The 25,207-nt window shown below is 59.0% G+C and carries 26 protein-coding genes and 1 pseudogene; 12 read left to right on the forward strand and 15 right to left on the reverse strand.

The window, feature by feature from the left end; translation table 11 throughout:
- Positions 1 to 189: 189 nt before the first annotated feature.
- The 3 genes from V6F91_RS16865 to grxD all read left to right on the forward strand — a co-directional run bounded on the left by V6F91_RS16865 (position 190) and on the right by grxD (position 3,162).
- Positions 190 to 480 (forward strand): hypothetical protein, encoded by a 291-nt coding sequence (locus V6F91_RS16865; protein WP_090285872.1) that lies wholly within the window; start codon positions 190 to 192, stop codon positions 478 to 480.
- 135 nt (positions 481 to 615) lie between these two features.
- Positions 616 to 2,721, forward strand: coding sequence for a molybdopterin oxidoreductase family protein (locus tag V6F91_RS16870; RefSeq protein ID WP_332766320.1), 2,106 nt, complete (start codon positions 616 to 618; stop codon positions 2,719 to 2,721).
- 99 nt (positions 2,722 to 2,820) lie between these two features.
- Positions 2,821 to 3,162 (forward strand): Grx4 family monothiol glutaredoxin, encoded by a 342-nt coding sequence (gene grxD / locus V6F91_RS16875; RefSeq protein ID WP_130912021.1) that lies wholly within the window; start codon positions 2,821 to 2,823, stop codon positions 3,160 to 3,162.
- 194 nt (positions 3,163 to 3,356) lie between these two features.
- On the opposite strand, the gene bfr is transcribed toward grxD, so the two are convergent.
- Together bfr and V6F91_RS16885 are read right to left on the reverse strand one after the other, a co-directional pair.
- Positions 3,357 to 3,830, reverse strand: coding sequence for a bacterioferritin (gene bfr, locus V6F91_RS16880; protein WP_039758367.1), 474 nt, complete (start codon positions 3,828 to 3,830; stop codon positions 3,357 to 3,359).
- 200 nt (positions 3,831 to 4,030) lie between these two features.
- A complete protein-coding gene (locus tag V6F91_RS16885) occupies positions 4,031 to 4,249 on the reverse strand; it encodes a bacterioferritin-associated ferredoxin (RefSeq protein WP_007953193.1) in 219 nt (72 codons plus the stop codon).
- A gap of 312 nt (positions 4,250 to 4,561) precedes the next feature.
- Between V6F91_RS16885 and V6F91_RS16890 the strand changes: the two genes are divergently transcribed.
- Positions 4,562 to 5,164 carry a peroxiredoxin gene (locus V6F91_RS16890; RefSeq protein ID WP_003227723.1) on the forward strand — a complete coding sequence of 201 codons (603 nt, stop codon included), beginning with the start codon at positions 4,562 to 4,564 and terminating at the stop codon, positions 5,162 to 5,164.
- Between the two features lie 74 nt (positions 5,165 to 5,238).
- Here V6F91_RS16890 and rnt read toward each other — a convergent pair whose 3' ends face one another.
- On the reverse strand, positions 5,239 to 5,916 hold the full coding sequence (gene rnt / locus V6F91_RS16895; RefSeq protein ID WP_090285860.1) for a ribonuclease T: 678 nt from the start codon (positions 5,914 to 5,916) through the stop codon (positions 5,239 to 5,241).
- Positions 5,913 to 6,959 carry a dihydroorotase gene (gene pyrC, locus V6F91_RS16900; RefSeq protein WP_332766327.1) on the reverse strand — a complete coding sequence of 349 codons (1,047 nt, stop codon included), beginning with the start codon at positions 6,957 to 6,959 and terminating at the stop codon, positions 5,913 to 5,915. Before pyrC ends, rnt begins: the two co-directional genes overlap by 4 nt.
- Before the next feature lie 160 nt (positions 6,960 to 7,119).
- Here pyrC and V6F91_RS16905 point away from each other — a divergent pair, with 160 nt between their 5' ends.
- Both V6F91_RS16905 and V6F91_RS16910 read left to right on the forward strand, forming a co-directional pair.
- Positions 7,120 to 8,034 (forward strand): flagellar protein MotY, encoded by a 915-nt coding sequence (locus V6F91_RS16905; protein ID WP_332766329.1) that lies wholly within the window; start codon positions 7,120 to 7,122, stop codon positions 8,032 to 8,034.
- 129 nt (positions 8,035 to 8,163) lie between these two features.
- A complete protein-coding gene (locus V6F91_RS16910) occupies positions 8,164 to 9,381 on the forward strand; it encodes an argininosuccinate synthase (RefSeq protein ID WP_007916658.1) in 1,218 nt (405 codons plus the stop codon).
- A 129-nt stretch (positions 9,382 to 9,510) separates the two neighbouring features.
- Here V6F91_RS16910 and V6F91_RS16915 read toward each other — a convergent pair whose 3' ends face one another.
- Positions 9,511 to 10,227, reverse strand: a complete 717-nt coding sequence (locus tag V6F91_RS16915; protein ID WP_332766332.1) for a hypothetical protein — start codon at positions 10,225 to 10,227, stop codon at positions 9,511 to 9,513.
- Between the two features lie 499 nt (positions 10,228 to 10,726).
- Here V6F91_RS16915 and V6F91_RS16920 point away from each other — a divergent pair, with 499 nt between their 5' ends.
- A complete protein-coding gene (locus tag V6F91_RS16920; protein WP_090285851.1) occupies positions 10,727 to 11,353 on the forward strand; it encodes a response regulator transcription factor in 627 nt (208 codons plus the stop codon).
- A gap of 87 nt (positions 11,354 to 11,440) precedes the next feature.
- On the opposite strand, the gene V6F91_RS16925 is transcribed toward V6F91_RS16920, so the two are convergent.
- The 8 genes from V6F91_RS16925 to metG form a co-directional block, all read right to left on the reverse strand.
- The gene (locus V6F91_RS16925; protein ID WP_332766334.1) at positions 11,441 to 11,620 is read right to left on the reverse strand and encodes a PA3496 family putative envelope integrity protein; all 180 of its coding nucleotides are present in this window, start codon (positions 11,618 to 11,620) and stop codon (positions 11,441 to 11,443) included.
- Between the two features lie 107 nt (positions 11,621 to 11,727).
- A complete protein-coding gene (gene nth / locus V6F91_RS16930) occupies positions 11,728 to 12,366 on the reverse strand; it encodes an endonuclease III (RefSeq protein WP_332766336.1) in 639 nt (212 codons plus the stop codon).
- The gene (locus tag V6F91_RS16935; RefSeq protein WP_332766338.1) at positions 12,363 to 12,944 is read right to left on the reverse strand and encodes an Rnf-Nqr domain containing protein; all 582 of its coding nucleotides are present in this window, start codon (positions 12,942 to 12,944) and stop codon (positions 12,363 to 12,365) included. Before V6F91_RS16935 ends, nth begins: the two co-directional genes overlap by 4 nt.
- Complete coding sequence (locus V6F91_RS16940) at positions 12,941 to 13,546, reverse strand: RnfABCDGE type electron transport complex subunit G (protein ID WP_332766340.1); 606 nt, start codon at positions 13,544 to 13,546, stop codon at positions 12,941 to 12,943. Before V6F91_RS16940 ends, V6F91_RS16935 begins: the two co-directional genes overlap by 4 nt.
- The gene (locus V6F91_RS16945) at positions 13,543 to 14,526 is read right to left on the reverse strand and encodes an RnfABCDGE type electron transport complex subunit D (protein ID WP_332766342.1); all 984 of its coding nucleotides are present in this window, start codon (positions 14,524 to 14,526) and stop codon (positions 13,543 to 13,545) included. Before V6F91_RS16945 ends, V6F91_RS16940 begins: the two co-directional genes overlap by 4 nt.
- Entirely contained in the window at positions 14,513 to 15,520 is a 1,008-nt protein-coding gene (gene rsxB / locus V6F91_RS16950) for an electron transport complex subunit RsxB (protein ID WP_332766344.1), read from the reverse strand. Before rsxB ends, V6F91_RS16945 begins: the two co-directional genes overlap by 14 nt.
- A complete protein-coding gene (locus V6F91_RS16955) occupies positions 15,517 to 16,086 on the reverse strand; it encodes an electron transport complex protein RnfA (RefSeq protein ID WP_332766346.1) in 570 nt (189 codons plus the stop codon). The genes rsxB and V6F91_RS16955 overlap by 4 nt, the downstream gene beginning before the upstream one ends.
- A 114-nt stretch (positions 16,087 to 16,200) precedes the next feature.
- Positions 16,201 to 18,252, reverse strand: coding sequence for a methionine--tRNA ligase (gene metG, locus V6F91_RS16960; RefSeq protein WP_332766348.1), 2,052 nt, complete (start codon positions 18,250 to 18,252; stop codon positions 16,201 to 16,203).
- A 154-nt stretch (positions 18,253 to 18,406) separates the two neighbouring features.
- Here metG and apbC point away from each other — a divergent pair.
- Positions 18,407 to 19,456 (forward strand): annotated as a pseudogene (apbC, locus tag V6F91_RS16965) (iron-sulfur cluster carrier protein ApbC); the annotation flags it as partial.
- Between the two features lie 177 nt (positions 19,457 to 19,633).
- Here the strand turns inward: apbC and V6F91_RS16970 are convergent.
- A complete protein-coding gene (locus V6F91_RS16970) occupies positions 19,634 to 20,392 on the reverse strand; it encodes an SDR family oxidoreductase (protein WP_332766352.1) in 759 nt (252 codons plus the stop codon).
- Positions 20,393 to 20,555: 163 nt separating this feature from the next.
- Here V6F91_RS16970 and V6F91_RS16975 point away from each other — a divergent pair, with 163 nt between their 5' ends.
- The 4 genes from V6F91_RS16975 (at position 20,556) to groL (ending at position 24,079) form a co-directional block, all read left to right on the forward strand.
- Positions 20,556 to 21,281, forward strand: coding sequence for a HugZ family protein (locus tag V6F91_RS16975; RefSeq protein ID WP_332766354.1), 726 nt, complete (start codon positions 20,556 to 20,558; stop codon positions 21,279 to 21,281).
- A 71-nt stretch (positions 21,282 to 21,352) separates the two neighbouring features.
- Entirely contained in the window at positions 21,353 to 21,829 is a 477-nt protein-coding gene (locus V6F91_RS16980) for an FxsA family protein (RefSeq protein ID WP_332766356.1), read from the forward strand.
- 259 nt (positions 21,830 to 22,088) lie between these two features.
- Complete coding sequence (locus V6F91_RS16985; protein ID WP_007916610.1) at positions 22,089 to 22,382, forward strand: co-chaperone GroES; 294 nt, start codon at positions 22,089 to 22,091, stop codon at positions 22,380 to 22,382.
- A 50-nt stretch (positions 22,383 to 22,432) separates the two neighbouring features.
- A complete protein-coding gene (gene groL / locus V6F91_RS16990; RefSeq protein ID WP_090285825.1) occupies positions 22,433 to 24,079 on the forward strand; it encodes a chaperonin GroEL in 1,647 nt (548 codons plus the stop codon).
- A 190-nt stretch (positions 24,080 to 24,269) separates the two neighbouring features.
- Here the strand turns inward: groL and V6F91_RS16995 are convergent, their stop codons facing one another.
- The gene (locus V6F91_RS16995) at positions 24,270 to 25,013 is read right to left on the reverse strand and encodes a phosphatase PAP2 family protein (RefSeq protein WP_332766360.1); all 744 of its coding nucleotides are present in this window, start codon (positions 25,011 to 25,013) and stop codon (positions 24,270 to 24,272) included.
- Positions 25,014 to 25,207 lie beyond the last annotated feature (194 nt).

Below are 25,207 nucleotides of genomic sequence, written 5' to 3' on the forward strand. Positions count from 1 at the left end.
CAGCAGCGAGCCTCTTTGTACACCGGCCCCGCCGCGCTTGGCAATGCGTCGCGCCGCGCACGGCAGGGGTTTGGTCGGTTTGAAGCGCGGTAACGGCGGATTCTGTTGGTCGGATGGCCGGGTTGAAACATTTGCTAAAGCAAAGTGCTGGGTTATAAATAACATTCGAGCGACGCAGGAAGCCTCCGCATGGAATCGAAAGAACAATTGTTAATGGAACTGCTGGGCCACACGGCTCGCTCCTTGACCCACCTCACCGCGTCGGTCACTTCGATGTCGTTCGAACTGCTGCGCAGTGAGGACGAAGTGGTGAAGACGGCCGGTCGACACATGATTGACCGCATGGCCACCATCAGCGCCGGGCTCGATGAACATTGGCGCCTGATCGGTGAACTGACCGGCGTGCACGTCGCTCACGAGCAGATCGAAACCATTCAGGAAATCCAGCTGGCGCCGCCACCCCAGTTGCCGTCGAACTGACGGCTGCAGCGGTATCGGCACGCCTGATAAGCCCCGATTCACAAGACGAACGTCGCTGGCGTCAGGGTGCTGGCGGGGCCATAGTTTTGTTCCCGCGGGCGCGATCGCCCGCCCCGAACAAGACAGAGACTGGCCATGACCAAGACTCTCCATCACCGTGCCTGCCACCTGTGTGAGGCCATCTGTGGCCTGACCATCGAGACCACTGAAACCGATGGCCATGTCGCAATCACTTCGATCAAGGGCGATGCCCTCGACACCTTCAGTCGCGGCCACATCTGCCCTAAAGCGGTAGCACTACAAGATATCCAGAGTGACCCCGATCGCCTGCGCCAACCGATGCGGCGCGTCGGTACCGAGTGGCTGCCGATCGGCTGGGACGAAGCGTTTGCGCTGGTGGCGACGAAGCTGGCGGCGATTCAGGAGCGTCACGGGCAGAACGCCGTGGCGGTGTATCAGGGCAACCCGAGCGTGCATAACTATGGGCTGATGACCCACAGCAACTACTTTCTGGGATTGCTGAAAACCCGTAATCGCTACTCGGCGACGTCGGTTGACCAGTTGCCCCATCACCTCAGCAGTTATCTGATGTACGGCCACGGTTTGCTGCTGCCGATTCCTGACATTGATCACACCGATTTCATGTTGATCCTCGGCGGCAACCCGCTGGCCTCCAATGGCAGCATCATGACCGTGCCGGATGTCGAGAAGCGCCTCAAAGCGATTCAGGCGCGCGGCGGCAAAGTGGTCGTGGTCGATCCGCGCCGCAGCGAAACAGCAGCGATGGCGGATCAGCATTTGTTTGTGCGCCCGGGTGGCGATGCCGCGCTGTTGTTCGGTGTGCTCAATACCCTGTTCAGCGAAGGTCTGACCCGCGCCGGTCATCTGCCGGTCGATGGCCTCGACGAGGTGCGCGCTGCGGTGGCGACGTTTACTGCGCAGGCGATGAGTCCGTTGTGCGCCGTTCCGGCCGAGCAGATCCGCCAACTGGCACGCGACTTTGCCGCTGCGCCAAGCGCGGTGTGCTATGGACGCATGGGCGTTTCGACCCAGGCGTTCGGCACGCTGTGCCATTGGCTCGTGCAGTTGATCAATCTGGTCACTGGCAACCTCGACCGCGTCGGCGGTGCTTTGTGCACTGAGCCCGCTGTCGATCTGGTGGCCTCGACCTCGGGCGGCCATTTCAATAAATGGCAGAGTCGCGTCTCGGGCCGTCCCGAATACGGTGGCGAGTTGCCGGTGTCGGCGCTGGCCGAAGAAATGCTCACCGAAGGCGAAGGGCAGATCCGCGCATTGATTACCGTCGCCGGCAATCCAGTGCTGTCGACCCCGAACGGGCGGCAACTGGAGCAGGCGCTGGACGGACTGGAGTTCATGCTCAGCATTGACCTGTACATCAACGAAACCACGCGCTACGCCGATCTGATCCTGCCATCGACCTCGGCACTGGAAAACGATCACTACGACACCACGTTCAATCTGTTTGCGGTGCGCAATGTCAGTCGCTTCAATCGCGCAATCCTCGCCAAACCTGAAGGTGCGCTGCATGACTGGGAAATCTTCGTCGGCCTCGCCAAGGCGTTTGCGGCGCAGACCGGCAAAGAACTGAAACCGACCATGCCGCCGTCGAAGATGATCGACATGGGGCTGCGCATGGGACTGTATGGCGACGGGTCCGCACACAAACTGTCGCTGGCGACGCTGTTCGATCATCCGCACGGGATCGATCTGGGCGCTCTGAAGCCGAATCTGACCGCGCGCCTGAAAACCCCGAATCAACGGGTCCAGGCCGCACCACCGGAAATCCTCGCCGATCTCCAACGCTTCGCCGCGTTGCAGGCGCCCGCCGTGGATCAACTGCTGATGATTGGCCGACGTCACGTGCGCAGCAACAATTCGTGGATGCACAACTACCATCGTCTGGTGAAGGGCAAACCGCGTCATCAGTTGTTGATGCATCCGGCCGATCTCGCCAGCCGCGGGCTCAGTGACGGCCAGCGAGTGCGCGTCAGTTCGCGGGTCGGGCAGATCGAAGTGGAAGTGCTCGGCAGCGACGACATGATGCAAGGGGTGGTCAGCCTGCCGCACGGTTGGGGCCATGCACGACCTGGCGTGCAGATGGCAATCGCCAGCGGCCAGCCCGGCTCGAGTGCCAACGACCTGACCGATGAATGCCAGCTGGATGAGTTGTCCGGCAACGCGGCGCTCAATGGTGTGCCGGTGACAGTGGTGGCGGCTTGAGCATGTGTCTGTCGGGGAGACCGAGCAGCGCGCTCGGGATTCCGTTACAATGCGCCACCGTGCCGACCCATGAGTCGGAAAGTTCAGCCGAGGTGCTCCATGGATATCATCGAAACGATTAAAGAGCAGATTGCCAACAACACCATTCTGCTTTACATGAAAGGCTCGCCGAATGCCCCGCAGTGCGGCTTCTCCGCAAAAGCTGCGCAGGCTGTCATGGCCTGTGGCGAAAAGTTTGCATACGTGGACATCCTGCAGAACCCGGAAATCCGCGCCAACCTGCCAAAGTACGCCAACTGGCCGACTTTCCCGCAACTGTGGGTCGGCGGTGAGCTGATCGGCGGCAGCGACATCATGACCGAGATGGCCGCTGACGGTTCGCTGCAAAGCACCATCAAGTCGGCTGTCGAAGCCGCAGCGGCGAACAAGTCCGAAGCCTAAGCAGGCTTCTGTAGGAGCGAGCCTGCTCGCGAATGCGGTCTGTCAGTGACGAAGCTTTTGGCTGACACGACGCTTTCGCCAGCAGGCTGGCTCCCACAGGGATTTCAGCAACGACTGAAGTTCAGGCAATAAAAAGCCCCGCACCTCAAAAGAGGGCGGGGCTTTTTAGTGTCTCGCTTTCAGCGGGCGCTGACTTACTCTTCGCCCATCTGCGATTGCAGATAGTTCTCCAGACCGATCTTGTCGATCAGGCCCAGTTGGGTTTCCAGCCAGTCGATGTGTTCTTCTTCGGATTCGAGAATGTCTTCGAGCAATTCACGGCTGCCGAAGTCGGCAACGGTTTCGCAATGGGCGATGGCGGCTTTCAGATCGGCGTGGCCGGTCTTCTCGATACGCAGATCGCACTCAAGCATTTCACGGGTGTGCTCGCCGATGTGCAGCTTGCCCAGGTCCTGCACGTTCGGCAGGCCTTCCAGGAACAGGATGCGCTTGATCAGCTTGTCCGCGTGTTTCATCTCGTCGATGGATTCTTTGTATTCATGCTTGCCGAGCTTGTTCAGACCCCAATCTTCATACATGCGCGCATGCAGGAAGTACTGATTGATGGCGACCAGCTCATTGGCGAGGATCTTGTTGAGATGCTGGATGACGGTAATGTCGCCTTTCATGATCGGAGTCCTGCCCTGTAATCGCGGTATATAAGGCGGAGTTTGAGCTTCACACTTATAAGTGTCAAACCTAAGTTATTGAATAATATATGAAAATTAATCGGAATAAGAATGTTTGTGTTCCGCGTCTTGACGCTAAGCAGTTGATTTACAGACATAAAAAAACCGGACATACGTCCGGTTCTTTGAAATTGGGCTGATCAGGCGGCAGTAAATTCTGCAGGGTAGGGAATCGCGGCCTGAGCGGTTTGCAGCTTGGTCAGGGTTTCGCGTACTACTTCCTTGGCCAGGCAGGCACATTTGCCGCATTGGCTGGCGACGCCGGTCGCCTGGCGAACTTCTTTGTAGCTGCAGCAACCTTCATAGATCGCTTCGCGGATCTGTCCGTCGGTGACGCCAGTGCAGAGGCAAACATACATAAGTAAGAACCGTCGCTGGTTGTGACTCAATTGCGATGGATCTTAATGTTAACGAGAATGATTGTCAAAGTGCTTTCCGGCAGCTTTTGGTCTCATTTGGTCCATGACTGACGAACGGTGTTTGAGCGCCGTTTGCCTGTCCTTATAAATACTCAACGGACAGCCAACGTGGAAAATCCGTTGAGGACAGGCCAAAAACGCAGTGTATGATGGTCGTCCCTTGCGAAGAGGGTTCGTGTCACAGGGCTGTCGCCTGAGGGTGACAGGCTGGCCCGGACCCTGAACTTCAAGTCTTTACACCAGGAGATATCAATGAGCGTACTCGTAGGCAAACAAGCCCCTGACTTCACCGTCCCGGCCGTACTCGGCAATGGCGAGATCGTTGACAGCTTCACCCTGTCCTCGGCCATCAAAGGCAAATACGGCCTGGTATTCTTCTACCCGCTGGACTTCACCTTCGTCTGCCCGTCCGAGCTGATCGCTCTGGACAACCGCATGGCCGACTTCAAGGCACGCAACGTCGAAGTGATCGCCGTGTCGATCGACTCGCATTTCACCCACAACGCCTGGCGCAACACCCCGGTCAACAATGGCGGCATCGGCCAGGTGAAATACACCATGGCAGCCGACATGAAGCACGACATCGCCAAGGCCTACGACGTTGAGTCGGAAGGCGGCGTGGCGTTCCGTGGCGCGTTCCTGATCGACGACAAGGGCGTTGTCCGCTCGCAGATCATCAACGACCTGCCACTGGGCCGTAACATGGAAGAGCTGATCCGTCTGGTCGACGCACTGCAATTCCACGAAGAGCACGGCGAAGTCTGCCCGGCCAACTGGAAGAAAGGCGACAAAGGCATGAACGCTTCGCCAGAAGGCGTTGCGGCTTACCTGACCGAGAACGCTGCTGCCCTGTAAGGCGCAACGTCGAGGTATAAAAAAACCGGCCCACGTGGCCGGTTTTTTCATGCGCGGGATTTGATCGACAAGGATCAGTCGTCGAAATCTTCCCAGCCGCCCATCTGCTTCCAGCGGTTGACGATGCCGCAGAACAGCTCAGCGGTTTTCTCGGTGTCGTAACGCGCCGAGTGCGCTTCACGACCGTCGAAATCGATACCGGCGGCCTGACAGGCTTTGGCCAGCACGGTTTGACCGTACGCCAGACCGGCCAGCGTCGCGGTGTCGAAGCTGGAGAACGGGTGGAACGGGTTGCGCTTCATGTCCAGACGCGCAACCGCGGCGTTGAGGAAGCCCAGATCGAAGCTGCTGTTGTGCCCGACCAGAATCGCCCGCTTGCAGCCGTTGGCCTTCAGCGCCTTGCGAATGCCACGGAAAATGTCGGTGAGCGCGGTTTCTTCGCTGACGGCCATGCGCAGCGGGTGATCGAGTTTGATCCCGGTGAACTCCAGCGCCGCTGCTTCGACGTTAGCGCCTTCGAACGGCTCGACGCGGAAGAAGTAGGTGTGATCCGGGTATACAAAACCCTTTTCATCCATGGCGATGGTGGTCGCGGCAATCTCCAGCAAGGCATCGGTGGCCGCGTTGAAGCCACCGGTTTCTACGTCGACGACAACCGGCAGGTAGCCGCGAAAACGTGCTGCCATCGGATGGCGGGAACCGCCGCCGCCATTTTGACCGTCCAGCTCGTCGTCGAAATGCTCTTCACTCACGCGTGTTCCTCCAGCAGGCGCCAGCGCAGTTTTTCACCGGCGCGCAGCGGGATAACGGTCAGCTCGCCGAAAGGCAGGCTGGTCGGGGCGGTCCATTCTTCACGAACCAGGGTGATACGGTCGGTGTTCGTTGGCAGGCCGTAGAAGCGCGGGCCATTGAGGCTGGCGAAGGCTTCGAGCTTGTCCAGCGCGTTACGCTGTTCGAACGCTTCGGCATACATCTCGATCGCGGCGTACGCGGTGTAGCAGCCGGCGCAGCCGCAGGCAGCTTCTTTGGCGTGCTGGGCGTGCGGGGCCGAGTCGGTGCCGAGGAAGAACTTCGCGCTGCCACTGGTGGCGGCGTCGAGCAGGGCTTCCTGATGGGTGTTGCGCTTGAGGATCGGCAGGCAGTAGAAATGCGGCCGAATTCCGCCCACCAGCATGTGGTTGCGGTTGTACAGCAGGTGATGCGCGGTGATGGTTGCGCCGACGTTGGCCGAGGCCTCGTTGACGAACTGTACGGCATCGCCGGTGGTGATGTGTTCGAACACTACCTTCAGCGTCGGGAAACGCTCGACCACACGGCGCATGTGCTCATCGATGAAAATCTTTTCGCGGTCGAACACATCGACGTCGCCACGGGTGACTTCACCGTGGATCAACAGCGGCATGCCGACGTCGGCCATGGCTTCCAGCGCCGGGAAAATCTTGTCGATGCTGGTCACGCCGGAATCGGAGTTGGTGGTCGCACCGGCCGGGTACAGCTTGGCGGCATGCACGAAACCGCTGGCCTTGGCTTCACGAATTTCTTCGGGCTGGGTGCGGTCGGTGAGGTACAGCACCATCAGCGGCTCAAAGCGACTGCCGGCCGGGCGGGCGGCAAGAATGCGCTGGCGATAGCCGTCGGCTTCAGCGGCGTTGCGCACCGGTGGCACCAGGTTCGGCATGATGATCGCGCGCCCGAAGGTGCGGGCCACATCGGCAACGGTATTGGTCAACACGGCACCATCGCGAAGATGAATGTGCCAGTCGTCGGGACGCAGCAGGGTCAGGCGGTCGGACATGGGGGGCTTCCAGGCGGGTCAAACTGAGGCGAATGCTACCGGAAAAGACTCTTGCAGGCACTCGCTATCAAGTTTTGCAGCAAGCGTCCGATATCCCGAAGGTATGCCGTAAACATTGTGTGAATCGGTGTTTGTGTTTCACAAGCCAATGGAGCCTCCCGTGCGCCAGCGTTATCTAGCCTTGCTCAGTGTGTTTGCCAGCCTCCCTGCGATGGCGCTCACCTACCAGACCCGTCTGGAGAACATTGAGTGGACGGTCGCCGGCGACAAGTTCGAGTGCCGTCTGACCCAGCCGATCACCGATTTCGGCTCGGGCGAGTTCGTGCGCAAGGCAGGCGAACAGGCGATTTTTCGCCTCAACGCCTACAACGCCATGCTCGGTGGTGGCTCGGCGACCTTGCTGGCGGCCGCCGCACCCTGGCAGCCGGGGCGTGGCGACATCAATCTGGGCAGCGTTCGGCTGGGCAGCGGCAATGTCCTGTTCAACAGTTCGCAGTCGCAGGCTGGCGGGCTGATCAGCGGCCTGCTGGACGGTCGCAGTCCGGTCGTGCGCCGTGCATCGGGCGATGGCCGGGTCTCGGAAGTTCGTCTGCTGCCAGTCAAGTTCAGCAAGGCCTTCAACGATTACCAGACTTGTGTGGCGAAGTTGTTGCCGCAGAATTTCGATCAGATCAAGCAGTCGCAGATCGGCTTCCCGGGCGAGGGCGTTGATCTGGACCCGGATGCCAAAGCCAAGCTGCAGGTGATGCTCGAATACATGAAGGCTGACCCGACGGTGAACCACATCGAACTCGACGGCCACTCGGACAACAGCGGCAATCGCCTGACCAATCGTGAGCTGTCGCGCCGCCGGGCGCTGGCGGTAGTCGACTTCTTCAAGGCCAATGGCATTCAGGAGTCGCAGATCACTGTGCGTTTTCACGGCGAGCAATATCCGATCGTGCCGAACACCAACAAAGCCAACCGTGCGAAGAATCGTCGCGTCAACGTGAAACTGGCGCGCGTCGCACCGACGACAGCCCCGGCCCCGGCACCCCAAGCGAGTACGCCCGCCACGGCTGCAGCAACTTCCTGACTCGCCGGTCATCGTCGCGCTCTCGACAGATTCTGTCGCTTTGTCGTCTTAAGCTGTCGCGCCTCTGTAAATTATCGCGTTTGAGCGGTAGACTCCCCGGCTTTCCGTAGAACCCCGTGGAGTGATGGCATGGCGGACGTAAACAAGGTCGTTCTGGCGTATTCCGGCGGCCTGGACACTTCGGTGATCCTCAAGTGGCTGCAGGATACTTATAACTGTGAAGTGGTGACCTTCACCGCCGATCTCGGTCAAGGCGAAGAGGTCGAGCCGGCCCGCGCCAAGGCCCAGGCCATGGGCGTCAAAGAAATCTACATCGACGACCTGCGCGAAGAATTCGTGCGTGATTTCGTCTTCCCGATGTTCCGCGCCAACACCGTTTACGAAGGCGAGTACCTGCTGGGTACTTCCATCGCACGTCCGCTGATCGCCAAGCGTCTGATTGAAATTGCCAACGAAACCGGTGCCGACGCCATTTCCCACGGCGCGACCGGCAAGGGGAACGACCAGGTACGTTTCGAACTGGGTGCCTACGCGCTCAAGCCAGGCGTAAAAGTGATCGCCCCTTGGCGCGAGTGGGACTTGCTGTCGCGCGAGAAGCTGATGGACTACGCCGAGAAGCACGCGATCCCGATCGAGCGTCACGGCAAGAAGAAGTCCCCGTACTCGATGGACGCCAACCTGCTGCACATCTCCTATGAAGGCGGCGTGCTGGAAGATACCTGGACCGAGCACGAAGAAGACATGTGGAAATGGACCGTCTCCCCGGAGAACGCTCCTGACAAAGCGCAATACCTGGAACTGACCTACCGTAACGGCGACATCGTTGCGCTGGACGGCGTTGAAATGACTCCGGCCACCGTGCTGGCGACGCTGAACAAGATCGGTGGTGCTCACGGTATCGGCCGTCTCGACATTGTTGAAAACCGTTATGTCGGCATGAAGTCCCGTGGCTGCTACGAAACCCCGGGCGGCACCATCATGCTGCGCGCGCACCGCGCCATCGAATCGATCACCCTGGACCGCGAAGTCGCTCACCTCAAAGACGAGCTGATGCCGAAATACGCCAGCCTGATCTACACCGGCTACTGGTGGAGCCCTGAGCGTCTGATGCTGCAACAGATGATCGACGCTTCGCAGGTCAACGTGAACGGCGTTGTGCGCCTGAAGCTGTACAAAGGCAACGTGATCGTCACTGGCCGCAAGTCCGACGATTCGCTGTTCGATTCCAACATCGCGACCTTCGAAGAAGACGGCGGTGCTTACAACCAGGCCGACGCCGCGGGCTTCATCAAGCTCAACGCGCTGCGCATGCGCATTGCTGCCAACAAGGGCCGCAAGCTGTTCTAGGCATCACGCGCTGAGCACCACAAAAAGGGCGGCCTTGTCTTCGAGACAGGGCCGCCCTTTTTGCATCACTGGGTGGCTGCTTCGACTGAGCAATTTTGCCAGGCACCGGCGCGTGGCAGTGGCTCATTTTCAGATTGTTCCCAAACGCGTCACCGCTTGTGAGCAGAGGTTGTAAACGATGCACAGCGTTTTGCCGGAGCCTTTCTTGAACTGCCTGGCTTGCAGTAGCGGATGTTGGGTGAGCAAGACATCCGATACGTGACTGGAAAGAAATACGATCACTCGTGATGTCTTGCGATCGAGGTTGCGGACGTTATTCAAAATCGTCGCCAGTTCCTTGGCTGCATCGACATTCCGTGCATCGATCAGATGCAAATGACTGACCCACGTCGGCAACTGAATATTGTGCTGAATGATCTGACTGGATCTCGCATTGCTATTGCTCGGCGGGTCGGCCGAATTGTGGACTTTGCACGATGCTTTGCGCTCGACACTGCCAGGCGCGCAGGAGACGACACAACTGGATAGCCCGAATGTACCTTGATCGCAGCGCTGCGGGGATGATGTGCTTCGCTTGTTGTCGCGTTCATTGGTATCTATCACTTTAAGAAAATTCTTGTCTTTATCAAAGTCCGAAGGTGAATAGAGGGAGCGATAATTGAAATTCAAAGTGATAAAGAAAAGAAACAGTAAATAAAAAGGAAAGCTGATCAGGAACCACACGTATATCTCCCTGTCCTTGTTGTCGAGAAATGGCAGGGAAACCGCCGCGGATGTTTCCGAGATGGCTGCGAATATGGCGATTACCGTCATTGGGTTGGCGATCTTGTTTTTGAGTTTTATCATCTTGGTGCTCTTTGTTTTAGTTTTGATTGATGTTTGTGCTGGTTGAGTTTTTTTTATTTGGATTTCAAGAGTTCATATTTATAGAAAAAATATTGTGTTGGGTATAAATATCTTGTTTCAAGTGTTTATGTTGTTGAGGGTTATTTGTATGCCGGAGAAATAGTGGTTTCTGCATGTGCCTAATCGTTAAGGCATATGTTTGGGTGCGGATTCTGCGGCTTGAATCGCCGCTGGGACGCAGAAGGAGATCGCGATGAATCCTGCTGCCATTGCTGTAAGACGTACCCTGTAACAAAAGTAAAGGTGAAATTTCGTCGTAGGGCGATCAGTAAAAAGTGATAGATGTTCAGGAAGTCATCGATTTTTTGTAGGATTAATCCGCGATCGCCGTAGGGCATGTCTCTCGATGCAAGTGCATGTCAACCCTGGCATGCCATGGAGCAAGTGAGTGGGATATTGTGCGTGCTCTAAAAATTCGAACAGCGAAACTGGACTTGCCATGAATAAAGTGCTGATCGTGGATGATCATCCTGTCATTCGTCTTGCGGTGCGTATGCTGATGGAGCGCCATGGCTACGAAGTCATTGCAGAGACGGATAACGGTGTGGATGCGTTACAACTTGCTCGAGAACAAATGCCGGATATTGTCATTCTGGATATCGGCATTCCAAAACTTGACGGTCTGGAAGTTATCGCGCGCCTGAGCTCGACCGCCATGCCCATAAAAGTACTGGTGCTGACTTCGCAGGCGCCCGGGCACTTTTCAATGCGTTGCATGCAATCGGGGGCCGCTGGCTATGTGTGCAAACAGCAGGACCTCACCGAATTGCTCAGTGCAATCAAGGCCGTGTTGTCCGGCTACAGCTATTTTCCCAATCAGGCCTTGCATACCGTGCGCACCAGTCTGGGCAATGCCAGCGAAGCGGACATGGTAGATCGTCTGTCCGGTCGGGAAATGATGGTGTTGCAGCAGTTGGCACGAGGCAAGACCAACAAGGAAATTGCCGACGGCATGTTTTTGAGCAACAAGACCGTAAGCACCTACAAAACGCGTTTGTTACTCAAGCTCAATGCCCGTTCGCTGGTCGACCTGATCGAGCTGGCGCAGCGAAACGGTCTGGTCTGAATATGCTGAAAGCTGACAAGTCATGGGCCGGCCGGATTCAGTGAATACAGAATGTGAAAAGCCTCCGGTACGGGAGGCTTTCAGGTATCAAAGATCAAAATCGTAATCAGCCAATTGCCTTTGCAGTCGGCGCTCCTCAAGCAGGTTATCGATGGTGCGGCGCTTGCTCAGGTTGGTCTTTGCAACTTCGACCACGGGCTCTGCTTCGTCGGAATCAACGACAATAAAATCGTCGTCTGCATCCACGGGTACTTTGTCGTCGCTCATAAGGTTAACTCCCGGCCAAGATTGCCTTTGGCGCTCCTTATATCGACATTCCGATGGCGGGTAAAAAAGTTTTTTTCAATCGGCTTATCAATTTTCCCAATAGCCGCTCAATCGTCCGAAGTTTTCGCTTTGTACTCGCACAGGTCTTCTATACGGCAACTGCCGCAGCGCGGCTTGCGCGCCAGACACACATAACGCCCGTGCAGGATCAGCCAGTGGTGGGAGTCGAGAAGAAACTCCTTGGGCACAAATTTCATCAGTTTATTTTCCACTTCAACCACGTTTTTACCCGGCGCGATGCCGGTGCGGTTGCTGACCCGAAAGATATGCGTATCGACGGCCATGGTCAGTTGCCGAAACGCGGTATTGAGTACCACGTTGGCGGTCTTGCGGCCCACGCCGGGCAAGGCTTCCAGTTCTTCACGGGTTTGCGGTACTTCACCGCCGTGGCGTTCGACCAGCAGACGGCAGGCTTCGATGACGTTTTTCGCCTTGCTGTTATAAAGGCCGATGGTCTTGATGTATTCGGACAACCCTTCAACGCCCAAGGCATGGATCGCGGCCGGCGTATTCGCCACGGGAAACAGCTTGGCCGTGGCCTTGTTGACGCCCACGTCCGTCGACTGCGCCGATAGAATCACCGCGATCAACAGCTCGAACGGCGATGAATATGCCAGTTCGGTTTTCGGCTCCGGATTGTCTTCGTGCAGACGGCGGAAAATCTCCAGACGTTTTGCGGCATTCATGGGCGATGCATTTCCTTTGAATTCAATTTCGGGCGAACCAGCGCCTGACGCGCTGCCAGCAGCAGCGCCAACACGATAAAAGCGCCGGGAATCAGACTGATCAGGGGCAGTCCGTGGCTGAACAGGGCGCTGCCTTGCCAGCTGTCAAAAGGGTTACGGCCAAGGGTGCCGCTCCCAGCGACCTCGCGCAATATCCCCAGCAGTAACAGCAATGCGCCGAACAGAGCGCAGAGTTTGCCGCGCCCAGTCAGTGTCTGGCGCCAGAAGCCATTGTATTCCAGCACCACACATTGCAAGGCGATCAAACTGGCATACAGGCCGAAGGCTTGCTGCCAGGGCAGAAACCAGCGTTGCGCCAACACATCAGCGCAACTGCTGAGCGTGGCGGCGAGCAAGACGCTGACCAGTAATCCATCTGTTTCCGTCAATCGTGGGCGTAACGCGCGCATGCACAGACCGTACAGGCCCACGACAACGCTGAATACCAACAACGTGCCGATTGCGCTGACCACTGAACCACTGCTGCCCAGCAGCAACGGCAGCATCATGCAATGGGCCAGACCCGGCGACGGCTTCATGTTCCGCTCCCCAGCAGTGCGGCGCGATGGTCATCAAAATAACGCAGGGCGTCATGCACCGCATTGATGACTGCGCGTGAAGTGATGGTGGCTCCGGCAATCTGATCGAATTCCCCGCCATCCGTCTTGAGTGCCCAACCTGCTGTCGTCGGCGCATCGCTCGACTTGCCGGTAAACGTCTGCAGCCAGGCATTCGGTCGGTCCGCCAGATGCCCGCCAAGCGCTGGTGTTTCGTGCTGTTCTAACGTTTTCACGGCGAGCAATCTGCCATTCGGCTCGATGGCGATCAACAATTCGATGGCGCCCACATAGCCCTGGGTCTGACTGCGCAACAGTATTGCGACGGGCTTGCCACTCCGGGTCGCGCGATAGCCTGCGCTCAACTGGCTGTGGTCCAGTTGGGTATCGGTCAAGCTCAGTGGTTGTTGCAGCGGCTGATTGTCGTAGCTCTCAGGCGCCAGCATGTCGAGCCATTTGAGGCTGTCGAGCACATGCTGCGCGGCGGCGATTTCTGGCGCGCTCACACGCTGTACAAGGTAAGTCGCGGCGATACCGCTGATGGCCATAAGTAGCACGATCACGGTGCTGGCCCTGCGCTTCATGGGCTCACCTTGATCTGGCGATTTGCGACGAATCGCTCCAGTGCTGGCACGCAGAGATTCATCAGCAACACCGCAAACGCCAGCCCGTCCGGGTAGCCGCCCCACGTGCGAACCACATAGGTCAGCAACCCGACTCCAACGCCGAACAGCAGGCGTGCCAGTGCGGTTTTCGCGCCGCAAACCGGTTCAGTGACAATGAAGAACGCGCCGATCATGGTCGCGCCGCTGAGTAGGTGAAACAGTGGCGAGCCATGTGAATCCGACCCCGAGCCATTCCAGCACAGCAGGCTGATCATGAACAGACTGGCAAGCATGCCCAGCGGTGCGTGCCAGCTGAACACCCGACGTTGCAGCAAAAACAGGCCGCCGGCCAGAAAGGCCAGGTTCACCCACTCGGCAGGGCTTGCGCCAAAATGCCCGAACGCCGGATGGCTGGCGAACAGTTCGTCGATGGTCAGGCTGGTGTTGACGCGCAGAGTGTCCAGCGCGGTCGCCTGCGCCCAAGCGTCTGGCGCCTGACCTGAGCCGAAGGTCTGCTGCAGGGTAGTTGCCAGATCCAGAGCGTGCGTCGGCCACTGCGTCATCGCGCGCGGGAACATGATCATCACCAACGCAAAACCGAGCATCGCCGGATTGAACGGATTTTTTCCCGTGCCGCCGTACACGTGCTTGCCAAACAACAGGCCCCCGGCGGTTGCCGTCACCGTCAGCCACCAGGGGCAATAGGCGGGCAGTGCCACCGCCAGCAAGGTCGCGCTGACCAGCGCACTGCCGTCGCGCAGCGCTGGCTGCAGAGGCCGTCGACGCAGTTGCGCAACGCCCGCTTCGACAATCAGCGCAGTGACGACTGCCAGCATCAAGTTGATCAACACGCCCCAACCGTAAAACCAGAGCAGCGTCAGCAGTCCTGGCATCGCGGCCAGCAGCAGGGTTTTCATCGCCTGTTGCAGGCGATCGTCCGCTGCCTCAAGGGGCGGCATGTTCGGCTACCTGGCGCTCGGCGGCTTGCAGTCGCGCGCGGGCCTCTTCAAGAATCTCGGCGGGGGTGTCGGCGTTACGTTCGAGCTTGCCGTATTCTGCGCGACACATCGCCAGTTGGATCTTGGCGCGCTTCAAGTCGGCGTCTTTGGCGGGTGGCGGTGCTGGAACCGTGGGTACGGCGGTTTTTTCCAGTTGCGCCAGCGCCTCTTCGGCCGCTTCGAACTGGCGTTGCAGGACGATCAATTGCGCCTGCTGCTCGAAAGTCGGCGGATGGCCGAAGGCTTTCAGCGATTTGTGCAGTTGCGCGCGGCTCATCGCGACATCGACTTTGGCTTTCTTGACGGCTGCATCGGCGTTCGCCGCTTTTTGCGCACGCACCCTTTCAAGGGCCGCCTGCACCGGGTCGGTGGCGCTCACTTGCGCTTGTGCCGGCCTTTTCGCCCGCGCCTCACGCTCAGCCTGTTTCTCCTGCTCTTCGCGATGCAGACGCTCGTTGCGCCGCTCGAAACGCTGCCGCGCGTGATCACGTTTGGCGGCACGGGCGCGTTGCTCGTCGAGGCTGAAGGCCAGCCCGCCCACCACCGGCAAGGTCTCGGGCGGCAGCGGGTGCATTTCGATGCAGTCCACCGGGCAGGGCGCCACGCACAGGTCGCAACCGGTGCACTCGTCGATCAGGACGGTGTGCATCAGTTTCGCTGCGCCGACAATCGCGTCCACCGGGCAAGCCTGAATGCACTTGGTGCAGCCGATGCACTCGGCTTCGCGAATAAACGCCACCTGTGCCGGCGCCGTGCCGCGGCTGATGTCCAGTTCCAGCGCCGGCACTTTCAACAGCTCGGCCAGCGCGGCGACGGTTTCCTCGCCACCGGGCGGACACTTGTTGATCGGCTCGCCGGCGGCGATGCCTTGCGCGTAAGGTTTGCATCCGGGATGGCCGCACTTGCCGCACTGGGTCTGCGGCAGGAGGGCATCGATGCGTTGAATCAGACTCATGTTTTGATCAGTCCACTGAATCCGAGAAAAATCACTGCAATCAATCCGGCGCCGATCAGATCGATCGGCAGGCCGCGAAAGGGCAGGGGAATGTCGTTGCCCGCCGTGCGTTCACGTAAATCGCTGAAGAGGCTCAATACCAACCAGAACCCCAGCCCGGCACCGATGCTCAGCGCCATCGCGTGAAGCAGCCCTTGGTCATTTTGCGCATTGATCAATGCCAGGCCGAGGACGCCGGCATTGCCCAGCAACAGCGGCCATAACCCGTCGAAGGGCAGATTCGGCAAGCCGCGCGCCAGGCTTTTCAACAACGGCGCGATCAGCAAAACGCTTAACGGCAGAAACACAAACAGGCGCAGGGATTGGAGTTGCAGCGGCACCAGCAGCCAGTGCCAAATCGCGTAGCCGAGCACGCCGACAACAACCATCAGACACAAGGTTGCCAGCCCCAACGCATGCACCTGGCGCCGGCTGCCCGCCAACAGTGGATCGACGCCCAGCGGCCAGTGCAACACGAAGTTGTTGAGCAGCGCGGCACTGATGAGCGTTAGCACGAATTCGGTCATGGTTCTGCCAGCGATACGGGCGGGTGTCTCTCAAGGTTAGGCCTTATCCGGCCGCCTATGAAAAATCCCACCGGCATGCAGGGCACGCCGGTGGGATCGATTTACCGCACAGTCTTACTTGATACGTTGACCCGGCTTGGCACCGCTGTCGGGGCTGAGCAGGTAGATCTCTTCACCGCCAGGGCCGGCCGCCATCACCATGCCTTCGGAGATGCCGAATTTCATTTTCCGCGGCTTGAGGTTGGCGATCATCATGGTCAGGCGACCGTCGAGCTTCGACGGGTCCGGGTAAGCACTCTTGATGCCGGAAAACACGTTGCGTTGCTCGTCGCCGATATCGAGGGTCAGGCGCAGCAGCTTGTCGGCGCCTTCAACATGCTCGGCCTTGACGATCAGCGCCACGCGCAGGTCGATGGCGGCGAACGCGTCGAAGTCGATTTCCGGCGACAGCGGATCCTTGGCCAGTTCGCCATTGCCGGCCGGAGCGGCTGCGCCGGTGTCGGTCTGGCTGGCGCTGAGGTCTTCTTTCGAGGCGTCGGTCATGGCTTGCACTTTTACCGGGTCGATGCGGGTCATCAACGGCTTGAATTCGTTGAGCTGATGGTTGGCCAGCAGCGTGGTGTGGTCGTTCCAGTTCAGCGGCGCAACGTTGAGAAACGCCTCGGCATCGGCGGCCAACAGCGGCAGCACCGGCTTGAGGAAGATCACCAACTGGCGGAACAGGTTGATGCCGGTGGCGCAGATCGCCTGGACTTCGTCCTGCTTGCCTTCCTGCTTGTTCAGCGACCACGGTGCCTTGTCGGCGATCCACGCGTTGGCGCGGTCGGCGAGGGCCATGATTTCGCGCATGGCACGGGCGAAGTCGCGCGCTTCATAGGCGTCGGCAATGCTCGGCGCGGCAGCGAGGAAGGCCTCGGTCAGCTCCGGCGCGGCATTGTTGTCGACCAGCAGACCGGCGTTGCCCTTGTGGATAAAACCGGCGCAACGGCTGGCGATGTTCACGACTTTGCCGACCAGATCGGAGTTGACCTTCTGCACGAAGTCTTCGAGGTTCAGGTCGAGGTCATCGACGCCACGGCCCAGTTTCGCCGCGTAGTAGTAACGCAGGTATTCCGGCGACAGGTGATCCAGATAGGTACGGGCCTTGATGAAGGTGCCGCGCGACTTGGACATTTTCTGACCATTGACGGTCAGGTAACCGTGTACGTTGATCGCGGTCGGCTTGCGGTAGCCGGCGCCTTCGAGCATCGCTGGCCAGAACAGCGCGTGGAAGTTGACGATGTCCTTGCCGATGAAGTGGTACAGCTCAGCGGTCGAGTCCTTGCCCCAGAACGCGTCGAAGTCCAGCTCCGGCGTGCGGTTGCAGAGGTTCTTGAAGCTGGCCATGTAGCCGATCGGCGCATCCAGCCACACGTAGAAATACTTGCCCGGCTCGCCCGGAATCTCGAAGCCGAAGTACGGCGCATCGCGGGAAATGTCCCACTGTTGCAGGCCGGCGTCGAGCCATTCGGCGATCTTGTTGGCGACCGCGTCTTGCAGGGTGCCGCTGCGGGTCCAGGCCTGCAGCATGTCCTGGAAGTCCGGCAGCTTGAAGAAGAAGTGCTGGGAATCCTTGAGCACCGGGGTGGCGCCGGAGATTGCCGACTTCGGATCTTTCAGGTCGGTCGGGGCGTAGGTCGCGCCGCATTTTTCGCAGTTGTCGCCGTACTGGTCTTCGGTGCCGCATTTCGGGCAGGTGCCCTTGATGAAGCGGTCGGCCAGGAACATTTTCTTTTCCGGGTCGAAATACTGGGTGATCGAGCGTTGGGCAATGTGCCCGGCGTCACGCAGCTTGAGGTAGATCTGGCTCGACAGCTCACGGTTTTCTTCGGCGTGAGTGGAGTGGAAGTTGTCGAAATCAACCAGGAAGTCGGCAAAGTCGGCGCTGTGTTCAGCCTGCACGTTGGCGATCAATTGTTCCGGGGTGATGCCTTCCTTTTCCGCGCGCAGCATGATCGCCGAACCGTGGGCGTCGTCGGCGCAGACATAGATGCATTGGTTGCCGCGATGCTTCTGGAAGCGCACCCACATATCGGTCTGGATGTATTCCAGCATGTGGCCAAGGTGGATCGAACCATTGGCGTAGGGCAGGGCGCTGGTGACGAGGATCTTGCGTGGCTCGGACATGTAGGGCTTCGCTACTTGATGAAACGGAGGTCGGCCACTATAAAGCGCCGGACAAGATATTTCACCCCTGCAAATCGTTGCCAGGCATGCCGTCCGGAGGATAGAAGGGGTAGGATAGCCGCCATCTTTTCCAGTCTTGTTATCGGAGTTGCCCATGAGCGCCGTCACTCGCGCAGCGGTGGAAGCCGTCCTCAGCCAATACACCGACCCTTACCTGAACCAGGACCCGGTCAGCGCCGGTTGCGTGAAAAACATCGAGATCATCGGTGACCGCGTCGACGTGCAGTTGGAAATCGGCTACGCCGCGGGTCTGTTCAAGAGTGGTTGGGCGCAATTGCTGCAACTGGCCATCGAAAACCTCGACGGCGTGGTCATCGCCCGGGTTGAGGTCAACAGCGTGATCGCCGCGCACAAGGCCCAGGCGCAGATTCCGGGGCTGGCCAACGTCAAGAACGTGGTTGCGGTGGCCTCGGGCAAGGGCGGCGTGGGCAAGTCGACCACCGCTGCCAACCTCGCTCTCGCGCTGGCTCGCGAAGGCGCCCGGGTGGGGATTCTCGACGCCGATATCTACGGCCCGAGTCAGGGCATCATGTTCGGCATTCCCGAGCGCACCCGCCCGCAGGTCAAGGACCAGAAATGGTTCGTGCCGCTCAAGGCCCACGGTGTCGAAGTCATGTCGATGGCGTTCCTCACCGACGACAACACGCCGATGGTCTGGCGCGGGCCGATGGTCTCCGGCGCGCTGCTGCAACTGGTCACGCAAACTGCGTGGGGCGATCTGGATTATCTGGTCATCGACATGCCGCCAGGCACCGGCGACATTCAACTGACCCTGGCGCAGAAAGTCCCGGTGGCGGGCGCGGTGATCGTCACCACGCCGCAGGACCTGGCCCTGCTCGACGCGCGCAAAGGCGTGGAAATGTTCCGCAAGGTCAACATTCCGGTGTTGGGCGTGGTGGAAAACATGGCCGTGCACATCTGCTCGAACTGCGGGCATGCCGAGCATCTGTTCGGTGAGGGCGGTGGCGAGAAGCTTGCCACCCAGTACGGCGTGGAACTGCTGGCCTCGCTGCCGCTGTCGATGCTGATTCGTGAACAGGCCGATGGCGGCAAACCAACGGTGATCGCCGAGCCGGACAGCCAGATCGCCATGGTCTACCAGGAGCTGGCCCGCCACGTCGGCGCGCGGATCGTGTTGCAGGAAGCGGCGACGCCGGCGATGCCGAATATCACCATCAGCGACGATTGATAAATTTAAAGCGCTGAACGAACCCTGTGGGAGCGAGCTTGCTCGCGAAGGTGGTGTGTCATTCAACCCATCAGTTGTCTGACACGACGCTTTCGCGAGCAAGCTCGCTCCCACATTGGTTTGTGGCGTGGCTTAGATACGCAAGCCGCCATCCATCTCCAGAATCCGCCCGGTGTAGTAGTCGTTTTCGAAGATGTACGCCGCCGAATGGGCGATCTCTTCCGGTTTGCCCATGCGCTTGAGCGGGATGCCCGAGGTCATTTTTTCCAGCGCTTCGGGTTTCATGCCCAAGGTCATTTCGGTTTCGATGAAGCCCGGCGCAATGCCGGCCACGCGAATGCCGTAGCGCGCCAGTTCCTTGGCCCAGGTCACCGTCGCCGCCGCGACACCGGCCTTGGCTGCGGAATAGTTGGTCTGGCCGACATTGCCGGCGCGGGAGATCGACGAGATGTTGATGATCGCGCCGCTGTTCTTCAGCTCGACCATTTTCGCCGCCACCTCACGGGTGCAGAGGAACACGCCGGTCAGGTTCACGTCGATCACCGCTTGCCATTGGGCCAGGCTCATCTTGCTCATCTCGCCGTCCTTGACCTTGAGCAGCAGGCCGTCACGCAGAATCCCGGCGTTGTTGATCAGGCCGTGAATCGCGCCAAAGTCAGCGGCAACCTGGGCGACCATGTGCTCGACCTGTTCTTCGTTGGCGACGTTGCACAGATAGCTGCGCGCCTCGACGCCTCTGGCTTTGCACGCCGCGACGGCGTCGTCGAGCTTTTCCTGATTCAGGTCGACCAGCGCGAGCTTCGCGCCTTTGCCGGCGAGGTACTCGGCCATGGAGCGGCCCAAACCCTGGCAACCGCCGGTGATAATGATTACTTTGTCGTTGAGTTGCATGCGCGTGCCCCGATTGCTGGTCTGATGGTTTTTATTCTTGGCGGCTCCTGTTCCGCCCCGGTCGTGGCCGGGTTGCGCAGGAGCATTGCCCGATGGCGTGGCCGAAACCTGTTTTCGCGCGCCTGTCCGTTTTTTCGACGGATTCTATTCAAGGAGTCATAAATTGAGCGTTGAAGTGGCGAAGAATGCCCGAGAATTGCTTCTCAAGGAATACCGTGGAGTGCTCTCGACCCACTCGAAATCGATGCCCGGTTTTCCGTTCGGCTCCGTGGTCCCGTATTGCCTGGACGAGCAGGGCCGGCCGCTGATCCTGATCAGCCGCATCGCCCAGCACACCCACAACCTGCAAAAGGACCCGAAGTGCTCAATGCTGGTCGGCGAGCGCGAGGCCGATGACGTGCAAGCGGTGGGGCGTCTTACTTATCTGGCCGAAGCGCAGAAGCTCGAAGACCCGGCCACCATCGAGTCAGCCGCCGAGCGCTACTACCGCTACTTCCCCGATTCACAGAACTACCACAAGGCTCACGATTTCGACTTCTGGGTGCTAAACCCGGTGCGTCACCGCTATATCGGCGGTTTCGGTGCGATTCACTGGATTGATCAGTTGACCCTGGCCAATCCGTTCGCCGGCAAGGCTGAAATCAGCATGGTCGAGCACATGAACAGCGACCACGCCAAGGCCATCGCCCATTACGTCGAGCTCGCCGGTTTGCCGAACAGCGTGCCGGCACAACTGGCCGGGATCGACAGCGAAGGCATGCATTTGCGCATCGGTCAGGCGTTGTACTGGCTAGGCTTCCCAAGCCCCTGCAATACGCCGACACAAGTGCGCGAAGCCTTGGTTTCATTGGCTCACGCCGAGGTCTGGGCAAAAAAAGCGGATTCTTAAGGTTGAATTCACGCAAGGGCGACGTCATCTAAGGCTTACTGCAAGGCATTTCTTGCGTTGAGGACAATTTGATGTGCCCTTTTCTGTTGCTCTTTCTGCTGTTTCCAGTGCTGGAGCTGTTCGTATTCGTCAAAGTGGCAGGGGCGATCGGGTTTTTCCCGGCCCTGCTGCTGATTATTGTCGGCTCGATGTTCGGCGTGTTCGTGCTGCGCATCGCCGGCCTGGCCACTGCCCTGCGTGCCCGCGAAAGCCTGAACCGCGGCGAACTGCCAGCGCAGACCATGCTCGAAGGTTTGATGCTGGCGCTGGCCGGCGGTCTGCTGATCATCCCGGGCTTCATCAGCGATGTGGTCGGTCTGGTCATGCTGCTGCCGTTCACCCGACGCTTGCTGGCGAACAAAATGCGCCAGCGTGCCGAAGACCAGGCCATGCGCCAACGCGCCTTCGCTGACGACCTGCAACCCCGTGGCGGTCCGGCACCGCGCGAGCCGTTGGGCCGTGAGCCGAATGTGATCGAAGGCGAGTTCGAACACCGCGACCACAAGTAACGTCAGCATCGACACGGCACCTTCGGGTGCCGTGCTCGTTTATGGGGCCAAATCACCGGACGGGGTTAAAATTTTTTTTGCCCCAGCTCTTGTAATCAGCTTGTACGCCCCTATGTATCGGTCACCGAAAGGTTTCCGGTGATTACACCGGACAGACTTGCGCGGTTCGCTCGACGAGCCGCACCCGGCACAGGCCGGATTTGTTAAACCCGCCGGGACTACACCGGCCGATGAAAACCACAATTAGGAGAGATCGACAATGAAGCTTCGTCCTCTGCATGACCGCGTCGTCATCCGTCGCAGCGAAGAAGAAAAGAAAACCGCTGGCGGTATCGTCCTGCCAGGTTCGGCTGCTGAAAAGGCCAACCACGGTGTAATTCTCGCTGTAGGCCCGGGCAAAGCTCTGGAAAACGGTGAAGTGCGTGCACTGTCCGTGAAGGAAGGCGACAAGGTTGTGTTCGGTCCTTACTCCGGCAGCAACACTGTGAAAGTCGATGGCGAAGACCTGCTGGTAATGAGCGAGAACGAAATCCTCGCCGTTATCGAAGGCTGATACTCCCGTTCATTTTCCCGTTACTACAAAGTATTTAAGGAATATCGATCATGGCTGCTAAAGAAGTTAAGTTCGGCGATGCCGCCCGCTCCAAGATGCTCAAAGGCGTCAACGTTCTGGCTGACGCGGTAAAAGCGACCCTGGGCCCGAAAGGCCGTAACGTGATTCTCGAGAAGAGCTTCGGCGCTCCGACCATCACCAAGGACGGCGTGTCCGTCGCCAAAGAAATCGAACTCGAAGATCGCTTCGAAAACATGGGCGCGCAGCTGGTCAAAGACGTTGCCTCCCGTGCCAACGATGACGCCGGTGACGGTACTACCACTGCTACCGTTCTGGCTCAGTCGATCGTCAACGAAGGCCTGAAAGCCGTCGCTGCCGGCATGAACCCGATGGACCTGAAACGCGGCATCGACAAGGCGACCATCGCCATCGTCAAAGAGCTGAAAGCCCTGTCCAAGCCATGCGCTGATTTCAAAGCCATCGCTCAGGTCGGCACCATCTCCGCCAACTCCGACAACTCCATCGGCGACATCATTGCCGAAGCCATGGAAAAAGTCGGTAAAGAAGGCGTGATCACTGTTGAAGAAGGCTCGGGCCTGGAAAACGAACTGTCGGTTGTAGAAGGCATGCAGTTCGACCGTGGCTACCTGTCGCCGTACTTCGTCAACAAGCCGGACACCATGGTTGCCGAGCTCGACGGCCCGCTGATCCTGCTGGTCGACAAGAAGATCTCGAACATCCGTGAAATGCTGCCCGTTCTGGAAGCCGTTGCAAAAGCCGGCCGTCCGCTGCTGATCGTTGCCGAAGACGTTGAAGGCGAAGCCCTGGCGACTCTGGTGGTGAACAACATGCGCGGTATCGTTAAAGTTGCTGCCGTCAAGGCACCCGGCTTCGGCGATCGTCGCAAGGCCATGCTGCAGGACATCGCTGTTCTGACCGGCGGTACCGTGATCTCCGAAGAGATCGGTCTGAGCCTGGAAAGCACCACCCTGGAGCACCTGGGTAACGCCAAGCGCGTGACCCTGTCCAAGGAAAACACCATCATCGTTGACGGTGCTGGCGTGCAGGCAGACATCGAAGGCCGTATCGCCCAGATTCGTGCCCAGGTTGCCGAAACTTCCTCCGACTACGACCGTGAAAAACTGCAAGAGCGTCTGGCCAAGCTGTCCGGCGGCGTTGCAGTGATCAAGGTTGGCGCTGGCTCCGAAGTTGAAATGAAAGAGAAGAAGGCCCGCGTTGAAGACGCCCTGCACGCTACCCGTGCAGCCGTTGAAGAAGGCGTTGTACCTGGCGGTGGCGTAGCGCTGATCCGTGCTCTGGAAGCCCTGACCGAACTGACCGGCGACAACGCTGACCAGAACGTCGGTATCGCTGTGCTGCGTCGCGCTGTTGAAGCGCCGCTGCGTCAGATCGCTGCCAACTCCGGTGACGAGCCAAGCGTCGTTGTCAACGAAGTGAAGAACGGCAAAGGTAACTTCGGTTACAACGCTGCTTCCGGCGAATACGGCGACATGATCGAAATGGGCATCCTGGACCCAACCAAGGTAACCCGTTCGGCTCTGCAAGCCGCAGCTTCGATCGGCGGTCTGATCCTGACCACCGAAGCAGCTGTTGCTGACGCACCGAAGAAAGAAGGCTCGGCTGGCGGCGGTATGCCAGACATGGGCGGCATGGGTGGCATGGGCGGCATGATGTAAGCCAGCCTTACCCCTGTAACGAAAAACCCCGCCGGCGCGAGCCAGCGGGGTTTTTTATTACCCAAGTTCAGCATCACCCGAACCCATGTGGGAGCGAGCTTGCTCGCGAAAGCGTCGTATCAGCCAACATAAATGGTGGATGACACACCGCATTCGCGAGCAAGCTCGCTCCCACAATTGGATCTGTATTTCAGGCGTTGATTGGTGGTGCCAGGATGCTGGCATCCGTCCTCATCGCCGGGCGATACAGCACCCAGTAATATGCCCCCAGACAAATCAGCCAGCAGAAAATCGCCGTCCACACGTTATGGGAGAAGAAGTGCGCGCCCTGCATCATCCGGCTGATCGAAAATACCGAGCCCAGCGCGAATGCAAACACAAATGCCTGCCGCGCCAGACGTGGACGACGATCACGCAAGACAAAGAACAGCGCAAACAAGGTGAAACCCGTCGCCGCATGCCCGCCCGGCCAGCAACGGCCCGGCTTGTCGGTCGGCGGGCGGTGTTCCATCAGTTTGCTGTAGGTTTCATGTCCACCGAATTGCTCCAGGCTCCACGGGCATTGCACCGCCGTCACGGCTTTGACCGGGGTGACGAACGAAGTGGCCAGGCCCAGCGACAGCACCAGGCAACCCAGCTCACGCTTGAACGGTTTGAGTCGGGCGAGGAAAAACGCGCCGATGAAACCGAGGATCGCGAACACCGAGAAGGCGATGACCACTTGTTTGGCGCGGTCATGCAGAATGTCTTCGAGAAAATAGCTGTGCCGTCCGATGAAGTCGCCGGCGACCGGGTCATAGAACAGTCGGGCCAGATCCATGTCCAGATCGGTCAGTTCGAGCAATACCAGAATGATCGCCGCAACCGCGGGTATGCCCAGGCATAACCAGAGGTTCAGCGGCCGGGAAACGGGACGGGCAGAGGTCAACGCCATGGGCAATTCCTTGGTCGGCAAGCATGTTCAGGGGAGCGCAATCGCGCGGAGTCTGCGCGCCGTGGCGTTGCCGATTCGTTAACCGTAAGTGAAAAAAACGTTGGCGGGCGGCATCAGCATTTTTATCGTCAAACAACCCGACACACGCCTAGCCCTGAGCCACACTTGGCCGTAAGCTGCGCGGGCCAAGACGG

It is taken from the genome of Pseudomonas koreensis (assembly GCF_036668835.1).
Lineage (GTDB): Bacteria > Pseudomonadota > Gammaproteobacteria > Pseudomonadales > Pseudomonadaceae > Aquipseudomonas > Aquipseudomonas koreensis_I.